Genomic DNA, 24,268 nt, shown 5'->3' on the forward strand with positions numbered 1-24,268 from the left:
AATATGGCTACAGTAGTAAATATGCCGCGTTTAAGTGACACCATGGAAGAAGGTGTTGTGGCAAAATGGTTAAAAAATGTTGGAGATAATATTGAAGAAGGCGATATTTTAGCAGAAATAGAAACAGATAAAGCTACAATGGAGTTTGAATCTTTTCACGAAGGTGTTTTATTACACATTGGCGTGCAAGAAGGTGAAACCTCTCCAGTAGATACTTTATTAGCTATTATTGGTGAAAAAGACGAAGATATTACTGCTCTTTTGAGTGGAGATACAGCCCCAGCAAAAACAGAAGAAAAAGAAGAAAGTAATTCCAATTCTTCTGAAAAAACAGAAACAACCTCAACTTCAGTTACAATACCTGATGGAGTACAAGTAATAACAATGCCTCGTTTAAGTGATACGATGACGGATGGTACAGTTGCTACTTGGCTAAAGAAGAAAGGTGACGCTGTTGAAGAAGGTGATATTTTAGCCGAAATAGAAACGGACAAAGCTACAATGGAGTTTGAGTCTTTTTATGAAGGTACACTTTTGTACATTGGTACACAAGAAGGAGAAACAGCTCCTGTAGATAGCCTATTAGCAATTATTGGTCCTGAAGGAACAGATGTAGAGGCTATTGTTGCCAATGGTGGTGCTACTAGTACTGCTGATGTTAAAGAAGAAAAAACTTCTGAAACTACTTCAACCAAAGAAGAACCAAAAACAGAAGCATCAAATACATCTGCAAATTCTACAAGTACAAATTCAAACGGAGGAAGAATTTTTGCCTCTCCACTTGCAAAGAAAATTGCAGCAGATAAAGGTATTAATCTTGCTGATGTAAATGGTTCTGGTGAAAACGGTAGAATAATTAAAAAAGATGTAGAAAACTACACACCTGCTGCAAAACCTGCAGTAGCTAATAATACTGCTGAAACTAGTGGTGCAACTGCAATGAATTTTGTAGCTGTTGGTGAAGAAAAATCTGAAGAGGTTAAAAACTCTCAAATGCGTAAAGCAATTGCTAAATCTTTAGGAAACTCTAAGTTTTCTGCTCCAGATTTTAGTCTAAATATTGAAGTTGACATGGACAATGCAATGGCTTCAAGAAAAACAATCAATGCAATTCCAGATACTAAAGTATCTTTTAATGATATGGTTGTTAAGGCTTGTGCAATGGCATTACAAAAACACCCTCAAGTAAATACATCTTGGTCAGAAGCAAATACAATTTATCACTCTCACATACATGTTGGTGTTGCTGTTGCTGTTGCAGATGGTTTATTAGTACCTGTTATTAAGCATACAAATCAATTAAGTTTAACTCAAATTGGTGCTGGTGTAAGAGATTTAGCTGGTAAAGCAAGAAACAAGAAAATTGCTCCTGCAGAAATGCAAGGAAGTACATTTACAGTTTCTAACCTAGGTATGTTTGGTATAGAGAATTTTAATTCTATTATCAATCAACCTAACTCTGCAATTTTATCTGTTGGTGCTATTGTTGAAAAACCTGTAGTTAAAAACGGACAAATAGTTGTTGGAAACACAATGAAGTTAACTTTAACTTGCGACCACAGAACAGTAGATGGTGCTGTTGGTGCAGCATTTTTACAAACATTAAAAACATTTATAGAAAATCCGGTTACAATGTTAGCCTAGTTTCTTTAAAAGTAAATATTATAAATCCCAAACACTTAAGTTTGGGATTTTTTATTTTTAAGATATACTTACTTTATATATCATAGTGGTTTATACTTTATTGCACATCATCTAAAAGTACTGGAAACCACTTATATTAGAAATTATTAATTTCTTATTCAAACTCAAATTAATTAGAACAAATAAAATGGTTTAAGATCTCTTAAGGTTAATAAGGGAATATTACCCAATTTGTTTTATAATCTTTGTAAATGAAATACTGCTTAATGAGTTGTATAGAAATAAGTGCATAAAAAATGCTTTAATCTGAGATTAAAGCATTTAGAAATTTACTTTATTAAATGTTTACAATTTAGTTATTGTACTTTTTGTTTTAACCACCATTTTAGAACCTTCTGCACCCATGGTAACTTCAATATCTGCTAAGTTTTGTATACCTGTTGCAATATCTATCTCTAAACTACCTTTTACCACACCCTTTACAGCTCCAGAAACATCTCCTGTTACAGCTACAAACACTTTACCATTTTCTATTTTGGTAACTGTAAAAATCATCTTTGTTACTGCACCTTGCATACTGTTTTCATCTGACCAAGTAGATCCAACAGAAACTTTTTCTTCTGGATATTTTACACTTTGTTTTTGATTCACAAATTGAGCCATCGCAGGTGTAACTGGTTCTACTTTAACATCTATAATTTCACCTTTATGGGTTACCTTAGAAAAAATAGTTGCTTTTAGCATTGGATCCATTTGCTGTTTCATCATTTTACCCATTTGATCTAAATCTTCCTCTTTCATGGTAGAATCAAAACTCATAATTTGACCAGCCTGCAACATATTCATGTTAATCTTTTTAATTTGAGATTCTGTGTTAATAGTATCTCCCAAAATACTGCTCGCTTTCATTTCCATAGACATTTTAATATCTAAACCACCTTGAGCACCCATATCTTGAGAAACATCTTGGGTTACCACAAAAACATCTCCTGGAGAATAATTTAATCTTAATAAAACAGATTTTTGAGCGGCAATATTTAATGTTGATAATACAACAAACAACATTAGGATTTTTTTCATTTTCATAAATTATAATTTAAAGGTTAAGGTTATTACTTACGAAGATACTATTTTCCATAAAAAAACGCCCATAAAAAAGGGCGTTTTATAAATTTAAATACAGACAATTAAAAGTCTTGGTTTACATCCCAAGCTTCTAGTATATCTTTAAAAGTTTTAATAAACATACCGCCTAATGCGCCGTTTACAACACGATGATCATAAGAGTGAGAAACCATCATTTTTTGTCTAATCCCTATAAAATCTCCTTCTGGTGTTTCTATTACAGCTGGCATTTTCCTTATTGCCCCCAAAGCTAAAATAGCCACCTGTGGCTGATTAATTATTGGTGTTCCTGTAATAGAACCAAAACTACCAACGTTAGTAACTGTATAAGTTCCGTCTTGAATTTCATCTGGCTTTAATGCATTGTTTCTAGCTCTTGTTGCCAAATCATTTACTGCTTTGGTAATGCCTACTAAATTTAATTGATCGGCATTTCTAATTACAGGTACAATTAAATTACCATCTGGTAAGGCAGCTGCCATACCTAAATTGATATTTTTCTTTTTAATAATTGTATCGTCTTTAACAGAAATGTTAATTAATGGGTATTTCTTAATTGTTTGAGCAACTGCTTGCATTAATATTGGCGTAAAAGTTAACTTTTCTCCTTCTCTTTTTAAGAAAGCATCCTTTACTTTATTACGCCATTTTACAATATTGGTAACATCTATTTCTATAAAAGATTGCACGTGTGCAGATGTTTGTATAGAGTTTACCATATGTTTAGCCACCAACTTGCCCATTCTAGAAATCTCTATAACCTCGTCTGATCTATTTGCTACAATAGGCGCTACTTTTGCATTGCTTTGTTGGTCATTAATTTGAAACTTATTTTCAACCTGAACTGTAGCTTTATTTTGTACAACTGTCTCCTTTACTTCTTCTTTATTTTGAACATAGTTTAATATGTCTTCTTTAGTTACTCGGCCTTCTTTACCTGAACCAACAATAGAAGCTAACTCGTCTTGGGAAATACCTTCTGTTTGTGCAATATTTCTAACCAAAGGAGAGTAAAACTTACCTGCATCTGAGGTTTTTAAAATTGGTGTTTCTTTAACTTGATTGGCTAACGCTACACTTTCTTCAATTGCCTGTATATTTACATTTGGTACTTCTAAAGTATTACTATTGTCTGATATTGTTACTTTTTCGCTAGAAGTATCATCTCCCTCAATTTCTATAATAGCAAGTGTTTGTCCTACGCTTACCACAGCATCTTTTTCAAAAAGAATTTCAACCAAAACACCTTCCACTTCAGAAGGAACTTCAGAATCTACTTTATCTGTAGCAATTTCTACAACAGCTTCATCTAATTCTATAGTATCTCCTACTTCTTTTAACCAAGAGGTAATTGTTGCTTCTGCAACGCTTTCTCCCATCTTTGGTAGCTTTAATTCGAATCTTGCCATTTCTCTTTTTTTAAACTTTTGCAAAAGTAATCAATTTCACTGATTTTTTAATGAGACAGAACTTAAAAAAAACACAAAAAAAAACCATATTAATTATTATATTTCTATAAAAAAAGTCATTACAAAGAAAATATACCGATTTTCACACCATTTACACGTTTAATTTTATCAAATTCATAATTCAGTTGTAATGTAATTTTTCCTATTTACAATTAATTAATCAATAGTTTTCTAAAATGCTTTTACAGAATTTAGCTAAGTGTATAAAAACAAAAAAACCGAAACTAAAAAGTTTCGGTTTTTTACAAATTTATACAAGTAATATTACATACCTCGCATTTTTTTAAAAACTACTCTTAAAGCGTCTGCTTTGGTGCTCATTTCTAAGGTATCATACATATTTAAAAGCGTTCTAACTGTATCTTCAGATCTTTTTAAGCTATCTGCTTTTTCTAAATAAGGAATTGCTTCTCTATATAATTTTTTTTGCTTTTCCTTTAAAGCATCATACTTTTTAAAGTTAGACAAATTGTTATTCATCTCATCAACAATTGTTTTTTCCTCAGAAAGCATGGCGATTGCTAAATTCATATAAGCATCTCCATAATCTGGCTTTAACTCAATTGCCTTTTTGTAATATTTTTTAGCGTCTTCTGCTTTGCCTTCGTTTGCATTTACAACACCTAAATTAAAAAACAAGGTAGGATTAGTTGGGTCTAGTTTAATTGCTTCTTGCATTAAACCTTCAAACTTATCCATTTTATTTAACTTAATATATAATTGTGCTTCATTTAAAATTAAGTTTACATCTTTTGGGTTTGCTTTTCTTGCTTCTTGCAAAGCGGTAATAGCCTCCTCTGTTTTTCCTTGATTAACATAAATATAACCAATATTTTTAATAATATCTGGCTTTTTAGAAGGTGTAGTTTCATCTATTGGATTCTCATATTGTCCAATTTTAATCATATTAGCTCTATTTGCTTTACTACCAAGATTATCTACTTGTCCAGAAATTTTATTAGTGGCTTTATAAATTGTTCTAATTCCTGTATACCCGATTTCTTTTAATTTTAAAAAATATTTTAAAGAAGTATCGTTATCTTTATTTAAAGAAGCACTAATTGCTGCATTGTACAAAGATGCTGTGTCTTTAGGATTTAACTTATAAGTTAATGCAAAGTTTTTTGTAGCCTTTGGATAATCCTTTTTATCATTAAATTGGGAAACAGCTAAATTAGATACTTTATCTATTAAAGAAGTTAAAATAGGTTTTGCTTCTTTGGTATACTTTTGCTTACCTATTTCTTTTTCATAACTAAAAAGGTTATTAAAAGCTTCTGCAGCAGCTTCATATTTCTTTTTTCCTCCTAAGGCTTGACCTTGTAAAAAGTAATATTTTGCTTTGTATTTAGCATCCATTGTAGGTAACATACCCTCTGTAGATTTTAAAGCAGTTAAAACTTCTGAATATTTTTTAGCCGCTAAAGCTTTCTCTGCCGTCTTTAATTCTTTTTTTTGACCAAAAGTAACTAAAGACGCTAGTGCTAATGAAAGTGTTATAATTTGATTTTTCATTTTATAATTATTTAATTTATTCTTGTTCTTGATTATCATTGGTATTGTTTTCAATTTCCGTGCCATTTTCATTTCCTGATTCAATTTCCTCTTCGGCATCTTCTTCATGAACAACTTTAGCTACTGCAGCAATGCTGTCATCATCTTTAATTTTAATTAAACGCACGCCTTGTGTTGCACGTCCCATTACCCTTAAATCTTCTACAGCCATTCTAATAGTTAATCCAGATTTGTTAATAATCATTAAATCATTAGAATCATCTACATTTTTAATGGCTACTAAATTTCCTGTTTTTTCAGAAATATTTAAAGTTTTAACACCTTTACCACCTCTATTTGTTATTCTATAATCTTCTAAACTAGAACGTTTTCCATATCCTTTTTCTGATACCACTAATATATTACTGTCCATATCATTTACAGCTACCATACCAATTACCTCATCATTCTCATGCTGTAAAGTTATACCTCTAACACCAGATGCAGTTCTACCCATTGGTCTTGTTTTTGCTTCTTCAAAACGTATGGATTTACCAGAGGCTAAAGCTAACATTACTTGGCTATCTCCTGTAGTTAATTTTGCTTCTAAAAGTTCATCACCTTCTTTAATCGTAATGGCATTAATACCATTTGTTCTTGGACGAGAATATTGCTCTAATGAAGTCTTTTTAACTTGACCTTTCTTTGTAGCCATTATAACATAATGACTATTAATGTAGTCTTCGTCTTTTAAATCTTGAGTAACTAAAAATGCTTTTACAGAATCGTCTTGTTCTATATTAATAAGGTTTTGCATTGCTCTACCTTTGGTGTTTTTACCTCCTTCTGGTATTTCGTAAACACGCATCCAAAAAACTTTTCCTTTTTGGGTAAAGAACATCATATATTGGTGGTTTGTACCCACAAACAAATGCTCTAAGAAATCTTCATTTCTAGTAGTTGCACCTTTTTGGCCTCTACCTCCTCTATTTTGTACTTTGTATTCATCTAAATTGGTACGCTTTAAATAACCTGCATTAGATATGGTTACCACTACTTTTGTGTCTGGTATCATATCTTCAATACGCATATCTCCACCAGCATACTCTATAATAGATCTTCTTTCGTCTCCATATTTGTCTTTAATATGAAGTAATTCGTCTTTAATTATTTGGTAACGTCTTGGTTCATTTGCCAAAATATCTTTTAAATCTGCAATAGTAATCATGATTTCATCATACTCTGCACGTAATTTATCTTGTTCTAAACCTGTTAATTGACGCAAACGCATTTCAACAATTGCTTTTGCTTGAATCTCCGTTAATTCAAAACGTTCAATTAAACTGGCTCTTGCTTCATCTGCATTATTAGAACCTCTTATGATTTTAATTACCTCATCTATATTATCTGAAGCTATAATTAATCCTTCTAAAATATGTGCTCTAGCTTCAGCTTTTTTCAATTCATATTCTGTTCTTCGCACAACAACCTCATGCCTGTGTTCAACAAAATAATGAATTAATTGCTTTAAATTTAGCTGCTCTGGCTTCCCATTAACTAAAGCAATATTATTTACACTAAAAGAAGTTTGTAATTGCGTGTATTTGAATAATTTATTTAATACAATATTAGGAATTGCATCACGCTTTAAAATATACACAATACGCATTCCGTTTCTGTCAGACTCATCACGAATGTTTGCAATACCCTCTAATTTCTTTTCATTTACCAAGTCTGCAGTCTTTTTAATCATGTCTGCTTTGTTTACTTGGTAAGGAATTTCTGTTACAATAATGCACTCGCGTCCCTTAACTTCCTCTATATTGGCTTTAGCACGCATTACAATACGTCCACGACCGGTATGAAAAGCATCTCTTACACCATCATAACCATAAATAATTCCTCCTGTTGGAAAATCTGGAGCTGTAATGTGTTGCATTAACTCATCTATTTCAATCTCTCTATTTTCTATGTATGCAACAGTACCATTTATAACTTCTGTTAAGTTGTGAGGCGCCATATTCGTAGCCATACCTACTGCAATACCAGAAGCCCCATTTACCAATAAGTTTGGTATTCTGGTTGGCAAAACAATTGGTTCATGTAAAGTATCATCAAAATTTAAACGATGATCTACAGTTTCTTTTTCAATATCAGCTAACATTTCTTCTGATATTTTTTGCATTCTAACCTCTGTATAACGCATTGCTGCAGGACTATCTCCATCTACAGAACCAAAGTTTCCTTGGCCATCTACCATCATATAACGCACACTCCAATCTTGCGCCATACGCACCATGGAATCGTACACAGAAGTATCTCCATGTGGGTGATACTTACCTAAAACCTCACCTACAATTCTTGCTGATTTTTTATAAGCTCCTGTGGCTTTAATCCCTAGCTCATGCATACCATACAAAACCCTTCTATGTACTGGTTTTAAACCATCTCTTACATCTGGTAATGCTCTAGACACAATTACTGACATTGAATAATCAATGTAAGCAGCTTTCATCTGCTCTTCAATATTAATCGGAATTAACTTTTCTCCGTCTGCCATATATATTTCTTATTAATATTAATCATTTTTTAAAAACAAGGCAAGATACAATTTCTATAAATTTTTACAAAGATTTTAGAGAACTCAAACCAATAGAGTTATCAACATTTTTTGATAATTTTTAACATAAAAATATTTGGCTAGCTTTTAGATGTTTTCTATTTTAGACAAAAGTCAATTTGACAGTTTTTTATACTGGCATCTTTTTTGCAATCTAGCAAAAAGAAAGAATTAGAATACACATCATAGCACTAAAGATAGAACGAAATATGGACGATAATTTTTCACCAAAAGTAAGAGATGTAATAACGTTTAGTAAGGAAGAAGCTTTACGATTAGGGCACGAATTTATTGGAACAGAACATTTAATATTAGGTCTTCTAAGAAAAGGAGAAGGCAAAGCAATGGAAATTTTAACTGCATTTGATGTAGATTTAACACTTTTGCGCAAAAAGCTAGAGCAATTAAACCCTGTAAATCCTGCTTTTGCAGCAACTACAGAGAAAAAAAGCTTGCATTTAACAAGACAAGCAGAAAAAGCACTAAAAACAACATTTTTAGAAGCTAAATTGTATCAAAGTGATGCTATAGATACAGCGCATTTACTTTTATGCATTCTTAGAAATGAAAATGACCCAACTACTAAGCTAATTCAAAAATACCATGTAAATTATGACGAGGCCAAAGCCTTATACAAACAATTGCATGTAGATGACGCTGATTTACCAAATAACCCAATTGCAGAAACACCTTCTGATGATGGTTTTCCTTCTGAAAAACCAAATCCTTTTGAACAACAATCTAAAAGTAAAAATGTAAAAAAATCAAAAACACCAGTTTTAGATAACTTTGGTAGGGATTTAACAGCATTAGCTGAAAACGGTAATCTAGATCCAGTAGTAGGAAGACAGAAAGAAATTGAACGCGTTTCACAAATTTTAAGCCGTAGAAAAAAGAACAATCCTATGTTAATTGGTGAACCTGGTGTTGGTAAATCTGCCATTGCAGAAGGTTTAGCGCTAAGAATTGTTGAGCGTAAAGTCTCAAGAATTTTGTTTGACAAACGTTTGGTTTCTTTAGATTTGGCAAGTCTAGTTGCAGGTACAAAATACCGTGGACAGTTTGAAGAACGTATGAAAGCGTTAATGAATGAACTTGAAAAGAATGATGATATAATTCTTTTTATTGATGAAATTCACACCATTGTTGGTGCTGGTGGTGCAACTGGTTCTTTAGATGCATCTAACATGTTAAAACCTGCCTTGGCAAGAGGAGAAATACAATGTATTGGTGCAACTACCTTAGATGAATACAGAACTAATATAGAAAAAGATGGTGCTTTAGAGCGTCGTTTTCAGAAAGTAATTGTAGACCCAACTTCTGTTGAAGAAACCATACAAATTTTACAAAATATTAAGGGTAAATATGAAGATCATCATAGTGTAAATTATACAGATGAAGCTTTAGAGGCTTGTGTAAAATTAACCAATAGATATATGACAGATAGGTATTTACCAGACAAAGCTATTGATGCTTTAGATGAGGCAGGATCTCGAATTCATATTACCAATATTGTGGTACCACAGCAGGTTTTAGAGCTAGAAACAAAATTAGAAAATATTAGAGAGCAAAAAACAAAGGCTGTAAATGGCCAAAAATATGAAGAAGCTGCTAGGTTACGTGACGATGAAAAAAACATGGAAGCTGCTTTAGATTCTGCTCAAAAACAATGGGAAGATGATTCTAAATTAAATAGAGAAGTAGTAACTGAAGACAATGTTGCAGAAGTAGTATCTATGATGACAGGTATACCTGTAAATAGAGTTGCAGAAGCAGAAACTCATAAATTACATGAATTACCACAATTAATTAAAGGGAAAGTAATTGGACAAGATGTTGCTGTAACTAAAGTTGTAAAAGCAATTCAAAGAAATAGAGTGGGCTTAAAAGATCCTAACAAACCAATTGGTTCTTTTATATTTTTAGGACAAACTGGTGTTGGTAAAACGCAATTGGCTAAAGTTTTAGCTCGTGAATTGTTTGATTCTGATGATTCTCTTATTAGAATTGATATGAGTGAATATATGGAGAAATTTGCCATTTCTAGATTAATTGGTGCACCTCCAGGATACGTTGGTTATGAAGAAGGTGGTCAATTAACAGAAAAGGTTAGAAGAAAGCCGTATTCTGTTATTCTTTTAGACGAAATTGAAAAAGCGCATCCTGATGTATTCAACATGTTATTGCAAATTTTAGATGATGGGCACATTACCGATAGTTTAGGTCGTAAAATAGATTTTAGAAATACAATTATTATAATGACATCTAACATTGGTGCACGTCAATTAAAAGACTTTGGTGGTGGTGTTGGTTTTGGTACTTCATCTAAAAAAGAACAAGAAGATGCTCATGCAAAATCTGTTATAGAAGGAGCTTTAAAGAAATCTTTTGCACCAGAATTTTTAAATAGAATAGACGATGTAATTGTGTTTAATGCGTTGGAAAGAGAAGATATACATGCCATTATAGATATTGAATTAGACAAATTATTACATAGAATTTCTGATTTAGGCTACACTTTAAAATTAAGCGAAAAAGCAAAAGATTACATTGCAGACAAAGGTTTTGATAAAAAATATGGAGCTAGACCTTTAAAAAGAGCAATTCAGAAATATATAGAAGATGCATTAGCCGAAGAAATTGTAAATTCTAAGTTATCTGAAGGAGATACCATTATTATGGACTTAGATAGTAAAACCAACATACTTACAATAAATATAGAGAAAGGTGATACTATTTTAACCTCTGAAACTGAATCTTAAAAATTAAAATCCCAAACGAAATCGTTTGGGATTTTTAAAATACAATAAGTTTTCAAGAAAATTTTATTGGAAAAATTTATAAAACAAAAAACAAAGCTGTAGTAAATATGTTTTAATCTATATCTTTGTAGCGCATAAATATTATAAAATGAAAAAAATAAGTTTTGTATTTGCTGCTTTACTAGCGTTAGCATCATGTACCAATACTCCTAAAGATTATGTTTCTTTGTCAGGAACATTAGCAAATAACACAGATTCTATTCTATCTATTTCTGGACAGCAAGGTGTTATAAAAACCATTACAATAAATGAAGATGGTAGTTTTAAAGATACATTAAAGGTGAAAGAGCCAAACATTTATACATTTGGTACAAGTAGAACCAAAATTGCACCAATTTTTTTAAAAAATGGTTTTGATATAAAGTTAAAAGGAGATGCTAGCAAGTTTATGCAAAGTTTTACTTTCTCAGGAAACGGAGCAGACAACAGTAGTTTTATGTATGCTCAAATTAAAGAAAGCCAAAATTTAGGCAATCCTGCTGCTATTCTAGACTTGGAAGAAAAAGCTTTTTTAGCTAAAATGGAAAATATAAAAAGTACATATGATAGCATTCTAAATTCATATGCTGATCTTGATAGTACTATGATTGCTATTGCGAGTCAACAAACCAACCAAATGATTGGTTACTTTGAACAAAACTTCGCAAAAAATAAAATGTTTGCAAAGGGAAGTCCTTCTCCTAAATTTGAAAATTATGTAAATTTTAAAGGTGGAAAAAAATCTTTAGATTCTTTTAAAGGTAAATATGTTTATATAGATGTTTGGGCTACTTGGTGTGGACCTTGTATACAGCAAATTCCTTATTTAAAGAATTTAGAAGAGGAATACAAAGGCAAAAATATTGAGTTTGTAAGTATTTCTACAGATGAAGCTAGAAGAAGCGGTGGTTCTTGGGAAGCTGCAGAAAAAAAATGGAGAAATTTTGTAAAAGCAAGACAATTGGGTGGCGTTCAATTATGGTCTGGTCAAGATTATTCTTTTCAACAAGCGTATCAAATTACAGGTATACCAAGATTTATTTTAATAGATCCACAAGGTAATATTGTAAATGCTAATGCACCAAGACCTTCAGAACCAAGGTTAAAAGATATGTTTGCCTCTTTAGGTATTTAGTCTTTACCTTTAGTAAAAACTTAAACAAAAAAGCGAAAATCTAAATTTAGATTTTCGCTTTTTTGTTATTGATTGAAATTATATTTTTATTGATCTCTCGTTCTTTAAAATAATCTCATTCTCGCAGTTTCTACAGATCTACTCTTTATAAACACCCATATTTGCATATTTATCCATTCTTTGGGCAACTAAATCTATTTCAGACAAATCTTTTAACTCTTCAAATGCTTTTAAAATTTGAGTTTGAACAGCATCAAAAGCTCCTTGCCTATCAAAATGTGCACCACCAATTGGTTCTTTAATTATTGCATCGATTAATTTTAGCTTTTTCATGTCTTTTCCTGTAAGCTTTAATGCCGCTGCAGCCTGCTCTTTAAACTCCCAACTTCTCCATAAAATTGAAGAACAAGATTCTGGAGAAATCACAGTATACCAAGTATTTTCCATCATGTACACCTTATCTCCTACTCCAATACCTAAGGCACCACCAGAAGCTCCTTCACCAATAACTACAGTAATAATTGGAGTTTTTAAACGTGTCATTTCTAAAATATTTCTTGCAATTGCTTCTCCTTGTCCGCGTTCTTCTGCTTCTAAACCAGGATATGCACCAGGCGTATCTAAAAATGTAACAACAGGAATGCTAAACTTTTCTGCCATTTTCATTAAACGCAACGCTTTTCTATATCCTTCAGGATTTGCCATTCCAAAATTTCTATATTGACGCGTTTTGGTATTGTTTCCTTTTTGCTGACCAATAAACATAAAAGATTGGTCTCCTATTTTACCCAAACCACCAATCATTGCTTTGTCATCTTTTACAGATCTGTCTCCATGTAATTCCATAAAAGTATCTCCACAAAGTGCTTTTATATAATCTAAAGTATAAGGTCTGTTTGGGTGTCTAGACAACTGTACGCGTTGCCAAGGAGTTAAGTTTTTGTATATATCTCTTTTAGCTTCTGCTAGTTTTTTTTCTATTTTTTTGCAAGTTGCAGTAACATCTACATCACTCTCTTCACCAATTATCTGACATTTTTGAAGTTGATCTTGTAAGTCTTTAATTGGTGTTTCAAAATCTAAATATTCCATTTTGTAGTGGTTTTCTTTTAGTTATTTGGAATAACAAACATACTATAAAAATTGCTTTTTAATGTAAATTTGTATTACTTTTTTCTCTTCAACTTTTGCTGAATTTTAGTTTTTAGGGTTGTTCTGTTTTTCAAAGTTCCATTTAACAAAACCACAAACAAAACTATAAATGCACCAAAATAAAAATTAGTACTCATTTGTTCTTTTTCACCAAAAATAAAAAGTGCTAAAATAATAGCATAAACAGGCTCTAGGTTTACTGTAAGCATAACTGTATAAGGAGAAATATACTTCATAATATTCACAGATGCTATAAAAGCATAAGCTGTACAAATACTGCTTAAAATAAATAGATATAACCAATCCATTTTAGAAACTATAAAAAATGATGCATTCAATTGATTACTCCAAAGTAAATAAATACTTATAAAAAGTACACCAAAAAAAAGTTGGTACAAAGATATAGTATCTGCCTTGTGTTTTTTAACAAACAAACCATTTAGCACTGCAAACACGGCGCCTAAAAAAGAAGCAATTAAAGCATACAAAATGCCTAGTTTGTATTCACTTTCAAACTTAAAAATAATATATAAACCTGTTATAACCATTAAGCCCAATAGTAATTCTATAGTTTTTATGCGTCTTTTAAAGAAAAGTGGCTCTATTAAAGCTGTAAAAAAAGCACCTGTGCTCATGGTAACTAAAGCTACAGAAACGTTAGCAACTTTAATTGCTTTAAAAAAAAATATCCAATGCAAAGCAATAATAGTTCCTGTAAAAAAGAACTTTAAAATTGCCTTTTTATCTATACGAAAAGATTTTTTTCTTATTAAAAAATAGATGATAATCATTACAACTGCCAAAGCCATTCTAAACCAAACCAATGGTATTGCATCTATTGTAATTAATGCGCCCAAAATTGCTGTAAAACCCCAAATAAATACAATAAAATGCAGTAACAGGTAATTTTTAAGCTTATTTTCTGGCATTGTAGTAGAGGTAAATTGCTAAAATACCAAACATAATATTAGGTAACCAAACGTAAGCTAAAGAACTTACATTAGGTACAGAACCTAAAACTTCTCCTATTTTCATAAAGAAAATATACAAAAACATAATACCAACGCCCAAAGCTAAATTTACTCCTGTACCTCCTCTACGTTTTCTAAACGCTAATGCCACAGCAATAATGGTAAGTATATAACTAGCAATTGGCAAACTTGTTCTCTTAAACAACTCTACCCAATATGCATTTAAATTTTTTACCCCTCTTTTTTGAGATAATTTTATAAAATCTACCAACTCTCCTGTTGGCATTTCTTGTGCAAAAGAAGATTTGTAAATTAAATCTCTTGGTGTAAAATTAAAAACAGTATCAATTTTTGTTCCTTTAAAAATACTATCTCTATCTTTATAAATAATTCGTTTTCTCCAACGTCCTAACGTAAATATGGAGTCTCTTTTTACATAGGTAGAATCTTCTGGTACAAAGACAGAATCTTTTTGTGTAAATTTAATATTGTCTGCAAAAAGTTTAGATTTTAATTGCAAACCATTATAGGTTTCTGATGTAAAATCGTAACCTGAATTGGTATCTATGTTAAAACTTTTTATATAAATGTAAGTACTGTCTGTTAATTGTAAACTAAAATTAGTAACTAACTTTAGGTCTCTTTTTTGACGACTACTTTTAATGTATTCTTTCTCAAATTTTTTACGAATTTTAGTACTGCTTGGTACCACGTAATGATTCATACCCAAAGAAAGAAGTGTAACTAAGGTAGCACCAATAAAATAAGGAAATAAAAATCTTGTAAAGGAAACTTTTGCATTGGTAATGGCTATAATCTCTGTATTATTAGAAAGTTTAGAAGTAAATAAAATTACAGCAATAAATAATGCCAAAGGCATAAAAGTGTTGGCATAATAAATAATAAAATTAATGTAATAATCATTTACAATTTCCTCTAAACCTAAATTAGGATGTTCTAAAAAATTATCTATTTTTTCTGATACATCAATTGCTATTGCAATAGGTATTAAGATTAATAAGGTAAACAGAAATGTTACCAAATAACGTTTTAATATGTACCAATCTATTATTTTCAATTTTATTTGGTTTTTGGTTTTTGGTTTTTGGCTATCTAGCAATAACTAGCAGCCACCAACTAAAAACTATAATCTATTATCCATTTGTTTTACCATTTTATCTTTCCATTCTCTAAAATCTCCAGCTAAAATATGTTTTCTTGCTTCTCTAGATAACCAAACATAAAAGCCTAAATTATGTATCGATGCAATTTGTTTTCCTAGCATTTCTTTTGCAGCGAATAAATGACGTAAATAGGCTTTTGAATAAATTAAATCTACGGCTGTAATTCCCATTGGGTCTATTGGAGAAAAATCATCTGCCCATTTTTTATTTTTGATATTAATGCTTCCATGTGCAGTAAACAACATACCGTTTCTTGCATTTCTTGTTGGCATAACACAATCAAACATATCTATACCCAATGCAATATTTTCTAAAATATTAATTGGTGTACCTACTCCCATTAAATAACGTGGCTTGTCTTCTGGTAAAACTTCGGTTACCACCTCTGTCATGGCATACATTTCTTCTGCGGGTTCACCTACAGAAAGACCGCCAATTGCATTGGCTTGCTGATTTGAGTTTGCAATATATTCTGCAGATTGTCTTCTTAAATCTTTATAGGTACTTCCTTGCACAATTGGCATAAACGTTTGCTCAAAACCATATTTATATGGTAGTTTTTCTAAATGATTAATACATCTATCTAACCACCTATGCGTCATATGCATAGAACGTTTTGCATAATTATATTCACAAGGGTAAGGTGTACACTCATCAAAAGCCATAATAATATCTGCACCAATTGTTCTTTGCGTTTCCATAACGTTTTCTGGTGTAAAAAAGTGCATAGAACCATCTATATGACTTTTAAATTTTACACCTTCTTCGTTAATTTTTCTACGTCCAGAGAGTGAATATACTTGGTAACCACCAGAATCTGTAAGAATATTTCTATCCCAATTCATAAACTTGTGTAAACCACCTGCTTTTTCTAAAATTTCTAAACCTGGTCTTAAAAACAAATGGTAAGTATTTCCTAGGATAATATCTGGATTTACTTGTTGTTTTAATTCGGTTTGATGTACGCCTTTTACAGTACCAACTGTACCTACAGGCATAAATATTGGCGTTTCTATTGTGCCATGGTCTGTAGTAATAACGCCTGCTCTGGCTTTACTCTTAGAATCTGTTGTTTTTAGGTTGAATTTCATTGTGGGCAAATATACCATTATTGTAAGCAATGAAAAATTAAATAATTTGTAATTTTTTAAGGTGAAACAACTTTTGAATTATTGATTTTGTTGGCAATAATGTGCGTTAAGGATTGAACGGTTTGTTTGAGCTCTTGCGCTTTTTTGCGCAAAGCGAGTAGTGAAAGCCTGACCACGCTTTTTTGCGTGGGAACGCCCAAATAAAACTACCTGCGTTTCTTTTTAGATGAAAAACTAGTATTTTTTCTTTTGTTTTTTGGTGATGATTTTCTAAACGATGCACTTTTTTTATTGAAGGCATTTTTAGTTGGTGCTGGTTTTTTCTTAGAAACTTTTGGCTTGGGTTTTTCTTTTATAACGGAAGCTTCTTGGGTTTTAGAAGAAGTTGCAATCATTTTATTGATTTGTTGCATTTCTTGGTCTGTTAACTCACGCCAATCACCAGTTTGTAGATAACCTAATTCTACATTCATTATTCTGGTTCTTTTTAACTTGGTTACTTCATAGTCTAAATATTCGCACATTCTACGAATTTGTCTGTTTAAACCTTGTGTTAAAATGATTTTAAAAATTTTGTCGCTTACTTTTTCTACCAGACATTTATTGGTTATTGTGCCTAAAATAGGAATTCCACTGCCCATTTTTTCTATAAAATCTGGCGTAATAGATTTATTTACAGAAACAAAATATTCTTTCTCGTGATTGTTACCTGCGCGCAAAATTTTGTTTACAATATCACCATCATTTGTTAAAAAAATTAAGCCTTCAGAAGGCTTGTCTAAACGCCCAATTGGAAATAACCTTTCTGGATGATTGATATGTTTTACAATATTATTAGGTTCTCTGCCGTCTGTTGTAGATACAATACCAATAGGTTTATTTAAGGCTATATAAAGGGTTTTGTTTTGGGGTTTTACCAACCTGCCATCTAACTTTACTACATCTTTTTTACCAACTCTGTTGCCTAATTGTGTGGGTTTTCCATTTATGGTAACTCTTCCTTCGTTAATAAAACGTTCTGCTTCTCTTCTAGAGCAAATTCCAGAAGAACTAATGTATTTATTAAGATTTGTGGTTTGTTGGTTATTGGTGTCCAAAGAAAAAAATTTTGACAAAAATAAACATTAATTGCTGATGTTTTTTTTGAGCGTTCTTTTTTTATTGAAATTTATAAAAAGTCTGCTAAAATAAATTAAGTGAAAAGAAAATTTGTGCTAAATTTTCTATGAGAACTATTTGTATTTTTTATTTTTTCAATTGGTTTTATGGATTTTAAATAGTTAGTCAATCAATTCAAAAGAATCTACCAGACTTGTTTTAGAGCTTCCTCCTACAAATACCTTAAACGCTCCTACCTCTGCTTCCCATTTATTATTTGCAGTATAAAATTCTAAGGTTTTTGAATCTATCGTAAAATTAACTTCTTTAGATTCGCCTGGTTTTAAAGCTATTATTTTAAAACCTTTTAACTCTTTTACTGGTCTTATAATACTTGCATATAAATCTTGTATATACAGTTGCACAACTTCTTTACCTTTATAATTACCTGTATTTTTTAGGGTGAAAGTTACTTTTATATTGCCTTTTTTATCTAAACTTTTGGCGCTTAATTTTAAGTTATTGTATGTAAAAGTGGTATAACTTAAACCATAACCAAATTCATATAATGGTTCATTAGAAATGTCTCCATAATGCGACCAAAACACAGTATTAGCATCGTGATCTGATGTTTTGGGCCTTCCTGTATTTTTGTAATTGTAATAAATTGGCACTTGCCCAACGTGTTTTGGAAAAGTCATTGGTAATTTTCCTGAAGGATTATAATCGCCATATAAAACTTGGGCAATTGCATTACCACTTTGTGTGCCTAATTGCCATGCTTCTACTATTGATGGCAGATTATCATTTGCCCAATTAATGGTTAATGGACGGCCATTCATCATTACCAATACTATATTTTGATTTACCTTATAAACAGCTTCTAACAGCTCTTGTTGAAAACTTGGTAAACCAAGATTTACCCTACTTCTGCCTTCACCAGATTGAAAACCATATTCTCCTAAAACCATAATTACAACATCTTTATTTTTTGCTGCATTTAGGGCTTCATTAAATCCGGTTTTATCTTTGTTATTAATTTTTATTTCTTTTACAAATGTTGGTGTTCCTGTATATAATTTTGGTCCAGAAGCAAACGTTATATTATTGCTAGAATGTGCTTTTAAACCTTCTATTACAGAAATTGCTGTATTATCTTCTGAAGCCAACCTCCAACTGCCTAAAGGACTCGTTTTATCGTCTGCCAAATCTCCAATAACTGCAATGTTTAAACCTTGTTTTTTTAGAGGTAATAAATTGGTGCTGTTTTTTAATAAAACAATAGATTTTTTTGCCATGTTTAATGCTCCTGCATGTAGTTTTTTACTACCTAGTACTTTTTTTTCTCTTTCCTCATTGCAATATTTATAGGGATCATCAAATAAACCCAACTCAAATTTAACTTTTAAAATTCTAGCTGCAGCCTGATTAATTAAAGTTTCTTTTACTTTACCATCTTTTACTAACTTTGCTAAATGATTTACATAGGCATAAGATTCCATATCCATATCTGAGCCTGCTTTAATAGCAATTTCTGCAGCATGTTTGTTATCTTTTGCATAACCATGTGCAATCATTTCTTTAATAGAGCCCCAATCAGAAACCACAAAACCTTTAAAACCCCACTCTTCTTTTAAAATAGTTCTTTGTAAGTGTGCATTACCTGTTGCTGGTTTGCCATCTACATCATTAAAAGCGTTCATAAACGTTTTAACACCAGCATCTTTTGCTGCTTTAAAAGGCGGTAAAATTGTATTTCTTAATGTAGACGGATTTACTTCTGTAGTATTATATTCTTTACCAGCTTCTGCAAAACCATAAGCAGCAAAATGTTTTGCACAAGCTGCAATTGTATTGTGTGCAGATAAATCGTTTCCTTGAAAACCTTCTACTCTTGCTTTTGCTATTAAAGATCCTAAGTAGGTATCTTCTCCTGCGCCTTCCATAACTCGTCCCCATCTTGCATCTCTAGAAATATCTACCATTGGTGCAAAAGTCCAATTAATACCTTCTGCAGATGCTTCTATTGCTGCGTTTCTTGCAGATGCTTTTATAGCTTCTAAATCCCAACTTGCTGCTTCTGCAAGTGGAATTGGAGCAAGTGTTTTATGTCCGTGAATTACATCAAAACCAATTATTAAAGGAATACCTAATCTTGTTTCTTCTACTGCTATTTTTTGAACTGCTTTTACGTTTTTTACACCACGTACATTTAACATAGAACCCACCAAACCGTTTTTTAAGTCTTGGTACTTTTTGGCTGCATTTCCATTTTTTGGCGTTGGCCCAGTAACATCCCAAAAACCATTGTATTGGTTCATTTGACCAATCTTTTCTTCTAAAGTCATTAAATTTAAAAGAGCATCTACTTTTTGGTCTACTTTAGACTTTATGGCTTGATTTTTAGGTGAATTGCAGCTAACAAAACCTAATATGGTAAATGCCAAAATGTGTATAAATTTAACACTTTTATTCATTTTTTATATTTTAATACTAAGTTATGAAAACAATACTAATTTGCTACCTGAAATAAATACCTTCATTTGTATAAAAAACCACCAATGTAAATTACGAGAGATAAATGTTTCATTTTACTAAATGATAGTTGGTAAAATGAAAAACAGTAATAAGTGCTAGTTTTTACACTACTTAATTTATTGCAATTAATTATTTATAGTTACTATTTTAGAAATTACAGTTTCATCTTTTAAATTTATAGGTTGTTTGCCACCAACACTTACAATAATTTTACCTGTATTAAACACAGCATTAATTTCTAAATGGTAAACTTTATTTTTAAACTTTCCTTCAGATAAAATTTTATAAATCATTTTGTATGAAACTGCATAGTCATTATTTAAACTAGTAATTTTAAATGATTCCCATTGAATTTCTGTTCTAGTTTTAGGATATTTTTTCAAATATTCAGTTGTTTGGGATTTAATCTCAGATAGCGTTAAGTTTGTTTTATTATACCATTTATCTACAATTGGATTTATATAATTATCTAAATCGTTAATGTTTCCATTATCAATGGTCTTATAGTATTCTGATACTTTTTGTTTTATGTCTTTTTCAATGTTGTTGCTCAAAATAATAAAAACTGAAAAATGCAATTATTAATACAAAAAGAAATGCAACACTAAATTTGACGTTCTTTCTTTTATTAATTATTGGCTTAATTTTTTCTTCTTTATTTACCCTTTTTTCATTGAGAGAAGCTTCCTTAATTGAATGACTACTTTTTAGGTTTAGCTCGTTAATATCAATTGTTCTTTTATTGACTTTAAATTTTCGAAGAAATGATGGATAAAGTTCAAGATAAATAAGCTCAGATAAAGGAATTAAGCTTATGTTATTTGGTTCTGAAGGTTTTCCTATGTAACCAATCACAATAAAAATTGGAATTTGCTCGGTTTGTTGGATTTTCTTAAACCTCTCTAATTGATTGACACTCATAATTTCAATCTTATCATTCAAATTGAAGTTTGAACGGTATTTTGCCTCAATATAAAATTCTTGTTGAGTGTTTTTACATCTAAACTTAAAATCAGGTTTTAAAGTATCTTCTGAGTATCTTGATTTATTTTGTTCAAAATTATTAGTTCTATGAACTAATTTGTATTCTTTTTCATTAAATAATTCATTTTCAACGAAATTTTCAAATTCTTCTCCTTTTTCAAATGATGTATAGTTCACTTTTTTTAATTATTGTTAATAGTTCTTTTTTAATAACACAAAACAGTTAAAATGATTTCATTTTACGAAATGATAGTTGGTAAAATGAAAAACAGTAATAAGTGCTAGTTTTTACACTACTTAATTTATTGCAATTAATTATTTATAGTTACTACTTTAGAAATTACAGTTTCATCTTTTAAATTTATAGGTTGTTTGCCACCAACACTTACAATAATTTTACCTGTATTAAACACAGCATTTCCACTGCTATTTAATTGTGCATATTGTTTTGGTGAAATTGTAAAAGCAATTGTTTTTGTTTCTCCTACCTTTAAGTGTATTCTTTTAAAACCTACTAAAGATCTTATTGGAGCATCATTTTTACTATCTATATGACTAATATACAATTGTACAACTTCATCACCGGCCATTTTACCAGAATTGGTAACATTTACACTTAAGGCAATTGGTGTTTCTTTAGCAATGTTATCTTCTAGAACCAAGTTGCTATATTTAAAAGTTGTGTAACTTAATCCATGACCAAATTGAAACAAAGGATCACCTTTAAAATACTTATATGTTCTATTTTGCATTGTGTAAGACTGAAAATCTGGCAAGTCTTTTAGAGATTTATAAAAAGTTATGGGTAATCTACCAGCAGGATTGTAATCACCAAATAAAACATCTGCAATAGCTTTACCACCAAACTCTCCTGGATACCAAGCTTCTAAAATTCCTGATACATTTTTATTTGCCCAGTTAACTGCCAATGCACTACCATTCATTAAAACCAAAACTGTTGGCTTGCCTAAAGCCACCACTTTTTGCATTAATTCTAATTGTGTTTTTGGTAAAACAATATCAGATCGATCTCCTTTATCAAAACCTTCTAACAAAACAGGCATTTCTTCTCCTTCAATATCTGGAGATAAGCCTAAACACAGCACAACTACCTCAGACTTTTTAGCTACTTCTAACGCAGGTGTTATTAAATCTTTATCCATTTTAGCCCACACCAAATGTGCTTGTGGATCTGAATGAAAATTAAAATATTCAATCTTAATTGTATTTGGTTTTCCCTTTTTTAAATCGATATCAAAATAATTGGTTCTTACTTGATGTTTTGCCGTAAACTGAAACTTTAATTTACCATTAAGATAGAATTTAACCCCATTGCTGGCTTGAAAACCTATTCTATATTTACCACTTTCTTTTGGAGTTATTTGCCCTGTCCATCTTACAGAAAAATTATCTTTCTGTAAATTTTCTACAGGTTTTTTTGGCATCCAGATAAAATTGATATCTGCGTCATTTCTAATAAATACAGGTTTTCCTTCCCAATTTTTGTTATCAAAATATTCTCCTTTTAAACCTACTTTACCATTGTTTTGTAAAAATGAAGGTGCAACTGGTTTTAGCATTGGCCAACCTTCTGCAACATGACTACCCAAAGCATAATTTACTTTAGCATTTGGTAATTTAGCTTGAATGGCTTTTAAAGGTGTAAAAAAATGATGTGGTGTGCCATGATAATTTCCTAAAAGTGCTTGTTTAGAATCTGCATTAGGTCCTATTACTGCAATAGTGTTTATTTTTTTACTTAAAGGTAATATGTTATTATCATTTTTAAGCAAAACCATAGACTCTTTGGCTACTTTTTCTGATAATGTATAATGCGCTTTACTTGCTACAACATTATAAGGTATTTTTGCCCAAGGTATATTGGCATCATCTTCAAACATACCTAATTTATACCTTGCTGTAAATAATCTAATTAAAGCCTTATCTAACTGAGCTTCATCTAACATTTCTTTTAAAACAGCTTCTTGTAAATGAGGATCATATACATTACCACAATTTAAATCTGTACCAGAGTTTACTGCCAAAGCACCTGCTTCTGCTGGCGTTTTTGTTAAACCATGTTTGTTTGGTTCCCAAAAATCATTAATTGCCCAACAGTCTGAGACTACATAACCCTGAAAATTCCAATCTTCTCTTAATATTTTTTGAAGTAATAAATTACTACCACAACATGCCTGATCTCTAAATCTATTATAAGCGCACATAACAGAATGTACTTTTGCCTCTATAATTGCAGCTTCAAAAGCAGGTAAATAGGTTTCGTATAAATCTCTATCTGATACTTTATAATTGTCTGAGTGTCTTGTTTTTTCTGGTCCACTATGCACTGCATAATGTTTTGCAGTGGCAACCACCTTTAAATATTTTGGATCATTGCCTTGTAAACCTTTAATATAGTTAACGCCAATTCTACTGGTTAAATAAGGGTCTTCTCCATAAGTTTCTTGTCCACGACCCCATCTTGGATCTCTAAAAATATTAATGTTTGGTGTCCAAAACGTTAAACCTTGATAAATACCTCTTTTTCCTTCGCTTTTAAATTTATGATGTTTTGCTCTAGCTTCATCTGAAACTGCAATACCCATTTTATGTATTAAAGACGGATTCCAAGTTGCTCCCATACCAATTCCTTGAGGAAAAACAGTTGCTTCTCCTGCTCTTGCTACACCATGCAAACACTCATTCCACCAATTGTATTCTGGTATATTTAGGCGTGTAATTTCTGGAGAATCATAACGCATTTGCGATATTTTCTCTTTCAAGGTCATTTTTGCTACTAATTCTGTAGCACTTTTTTTAAACTGAATGTCATAGTTTATTGTAATTTCTTTTTTAGTTTCTCCACAAGAAACTACCATAAAAGCAAGTACTATTAAAACTAATATTTTCTTATAAAAATTAACCAAAACATCCTTACTCTTATATTTTACATTCATAAATT

General features: G+C 31.1%; 16 protein-coding genes. 3 read left to right on the plus strand and 13 right to left on the minus strand.

Features of this window, described 5'->3' with window-relative positions; translation table 11 throughout:
- Window positions 1-3: 3 nt before the first annotated feature.
- On the plus strand, window positions 4-1,644 hold the full coding sequence (locus Q0762_RS13295) for a pyruvate dehydrogenase complex dihydrolipoamide acetyltransferase (RefSeq protein ID WP_298767504.1): 1,641 nt from the start codon (window positions 4-6) through the stop codon (window positions 1,642-1,644).
- Between the two features lie 345 nt (window positions 1,645-1,989).
- Here the strand turns inward: Q0762_RS13295 and Q0762_RS13300 are convergent, their stop codons facing one another.
- The 4 genes from Q0762_RS13300 to gyrA all read right to left on the minus strand — a co-directional run bounded on the left by Q0762_RS13300 (window position 1,990) and on the right by gyrA (window position 8,292).
- Window positions 1,990-2,724 (minus strand): hypothetical protein, encoded by a 735-nt coding sequence (locus Q0762_RS13300; RefSeq protein WP_298767506.1) that lies wholly within the window; start codon window positions 2,722-2,724, stop codon window positions 1,990-1,992.
- A 107-nt stretch (window positions 2,725-2,831) separates the two neighbouring features.
- The gene (locus Q0762_RS13305) at window positions 2,832-4,178 is read right to left on the minus strand and encodes a dihydrolipoamide acetyltransferase family protein (protein ID WP_298767508.1); all 1,347 of its coding nucleotides are present in this window, start codon (window positions 4,176-4,178) and stop codon (window positions 2,832-2,834) included.
- Between the two features lie 324 nt (window positions 4,179-4,502).
- Window positions 4,503-5,753 (minus strand): tetratricopeptide repeat protein, encoded by a 1,251-nt coding sequence (locus Q0762_RS13310; RefSeq protein ID WP_298767510.1) that lies wholly within the window; start codon window positions 5,751-5,753, stop codon window positions 4,503-4,505.
- A 16-nt stretch (window positions 5,754-5,769) separates the two neighbouring features.
- Complete coding sequence (gyrA, locus tag Q0762_RS13315) at window positions 5,770-8,292, minus strand: DNA gyrase subunit A (protein ID WP_298767512.1); 2,523 nt, start codon at window positions 8,290-8,292, stop codon at window positions 5,770-5,772.
- Between the two features lie 269 nt (window positions 8,293-8,561).
- Between gyrA and Q0762_RS13320 the strand changes: the two genes are divergently transcribed.
- Window positions 8,562-11,114: an ATP-dependent Clp protease ATP-binding subunit gene (locus Q0762_RS13320; protein ID WP_298767513.1), complete on the plus strand. Its 2,553-nt coding sequence runs from the start codon at window positions 8,562-8,564 to the stop codon at window positions 11,112-11,114.
- Between the two features lie 148 nt (window positions 11,115-11,262).
- Window positions 11,263-12,288, plus strand: a complete 1,026-nt coding sequence (locus Q0762_RS13325) for a TlpA disulfide reductase family protein (RefSeq protein WP_298767516.1) — start codon at window positions 11,263-11,265, stop codon at window positions 12,286-12,288.
- Between the two features lie 138 nt (window positions 12,289-12,426).
- On the opposite strand, the gene Q0762_RS13330 is transcribed toward Q0762_RS13325, so the two are convergent.
- The 9 genes from Q0762_RS13330 to Q0762_RS13370 all read right to left on the minus strand — a co-directional run bounded on the left by Q0762_RS13330 (window position 12,427) and on the right by Q0762_RS13370 (window position 24,263).
- Window positions 12,427-13,380, minus strand: a complete 954-nt coding sequence (locus Q0762_RS13330) for an acetyl-CoA carboxylase carboxyltransferase subunit alpha (RefSeq protein ID WP_298767518.1) — start codon at window positions 13,378-13,380, stop codon at window positions 12,427-12,429.
- 74 nt (window positions 13,381-13,454) lie between these two features.
- A complete protein-coding gene (locus Q0762_RS13335) occupies window positions 13,455-14,369 on the minus strand; it encodes a DMT family transporter (protein ID WP_298767522.1) in 915 nt (304 codons plus the stop codon).
- Entirely contained in the window at window positions 14,356-15,489 is a 1,134-nt protein-coding gene (locus Q0762_RS13340; RefSeq protein WP_298767523.1) for an LptF/LptG family permease, read from the minus strand. Before Q0762_RS13340 ends, Q0762_RS13335 begins: the two co-directional genes overlap by 14 nt.
- A 66-nt stretch (window positions 15,490-15,555) precedes the next feature.
- The gene (gene tgt, locus Q0762_RS13345) at window positions 15,556-16,686 is read right to left on the minus strand and encodes a tRNA guanosine(34) transglycosylase Tgt (protein ID WP_298767524.1); all 1,131 of its coding nucleotides are present in this window, start codon (window positions 16,684-16,686) and stop codon (window positions 15,556-15,558) included.
- A 206-nt stretch (window positions 16,687-16,892) separates the two neighbouring features.
- Entirely contained in the window at window positions 16,893-17,783 is an 891-nt protein-coding gene (rluF, locus tag Q0762_RS13350; RefSeq protein ID WP_298767526.1) for a 23S rRNA pseudouridine(2604) synthase RluF, read from the minus strand.
- A 183-nt stretch (window positions 17,784-17,966) separates the two neighbouring features.
- Window positions 17,967-20,261 carry a beta-glucosidase BglX gene (gene bglX, locus Q0762_RS13355; RefSeq protein WP_298767528.1) on the minus strand — a complete coding sequence of 765 codons (2,295 nt, stop codon included), beginning with the start codon at window positions 20,259-20,261 and terminating at the stop codon, window positions 17,967-17,969.
- 186 nt (window positions 20,262-20,447) lie between these two features.
- Complete coding sequence (locus Q0762_RS13360) at window positions 20,448-20,876, minus strand: hypothetical protein (protein WP_298767529.1); 429 nt, start codon at window positions 20,874-20,876, stop codon at window positions 20,448-20,450.
- Window positions 20,860-21,483 carry a hypothetical protein gene (locus Q0762_RS13365; protein WP_298767531.1) on the minus strand — a complete coding sequence of 208 codons (624 nt, stop codon included), beginning with the start codon at window positions 21,481-21,483 and terminating at the stop codon, window positions 20,860-20,862. The genes Q0762_RS13360 and Q0762_RS13365 overlap by 17 nt, the downstream gene beginning before the upstream one ends.
- 134 nt (window positions 21,484-21,617) lie before the next feature.
- On the minus strand, window positions 21,618-24,263 hold the full coding sequence (locus Q0762_RS13370; protein ID WP_298767534.1) for a glycoside hydrolase family 3 protein: 2,646 nt from the start codon (window positions 24,261-24,263) through the stop codon (window positions 21,618-21,620).
- Between the last annotated feature and the right edge of the window lie 5 nt (window positions 24,264-24,268).

The organism is uncultured Polaribacter sp., from assembly GCF_947495205.1.
GTDB lineage: Bacteria > Bacteroidota > Bacteroidia > Flavobacteriales > Flavobacteriaceae > Polaribacter.

Excerpts from the sequence above, each read along its gene's own strand:
- Q0762_RS13300 (WP_298767506.1), bottom strand. The coding sequence starts at position 2,724 with ATGAAAAAAATCCTAATGTTGTTTGTTGTATTATCAACATTAAATATT.
- Q0762_RS13325 (WP_298767516.1), top strand. The coding sequence starts at position 11,263 with ATGAAAAAAATAAGTTTTGTATTTGCTGCTTTACTAGCGTTAGCATCA.
- Q0762_RS13370 (WP_298767534.1), bottom strand. The coding sequence starts at position 24,263 with ATGAATGTAAAATATAAGAGTAAGGATGTTTTGGTTAATTTTTATAAG.
- Q0762_RS13330 (WP_298767518.1), bottom strand. The coding sequence starts at position 13,380 with ATGGAATATTTAGATTTTGAAACACCAATTAAAGACTTACAAGATCAA.
- tgt (WP_298767524.1), bottom strand. The coding sequence starts at position 16,686 with ATGAAATTCAACCTAAAAACAACAGATTCTAAGAGTAAAGCCAGAGCA.
- Q0762_RS13295 (WP_298767504.1), top strand. The coding sequence starts at position 4 with ATGGCTACAGTAGTAAATATGCCGCGTTTAAGTGACACCATGGAAGAA.
- bglX (WP_298767528.1), bottom strand. The coding sequence starts at position 20,261 with ATGAATAAAAGTGTTAAATTTATACACATTTTGGCATTTACCATATTA.
- Q0762_RS13310 (WP_298767510.1), bottom strand. The coding sequence starts at position 5,753 with ATGAAAAATCAAATTATAACACTTTCATTAGCACTAGCGTCTTTAGTT.
- Q0762_RS13305 (WP_298767508.1), bottom strand. The coding sequence starts at position 4,178 with ATGGCAAGATTCGAATTAAAGCTACCAAAGATGGGAGAAAGCGTTGCA.
- Q0762_RS13335 (WP_298767522.1), bottom strand. The coding sequence starts at position 14,369 with ATGCCAGAAAATAAGCTTAAAAATTACCTGTTACTGCATTTTATTGTA.
- gyrA (WP_298767512.1), bottom strand. The coding sequence starts at position 8,292 with ATGGCAGACGGAGAAAAGTTAATTCCGATTAATATTGAAGAGCAGATG.
- Q0762_RS13320 (WP_298767513.1), top strand. The coding sequence starts at position 8,562 with ATGGACGATAATTTTTCACCAAAAGTAAGAGATGTAATAACGTTTAGT.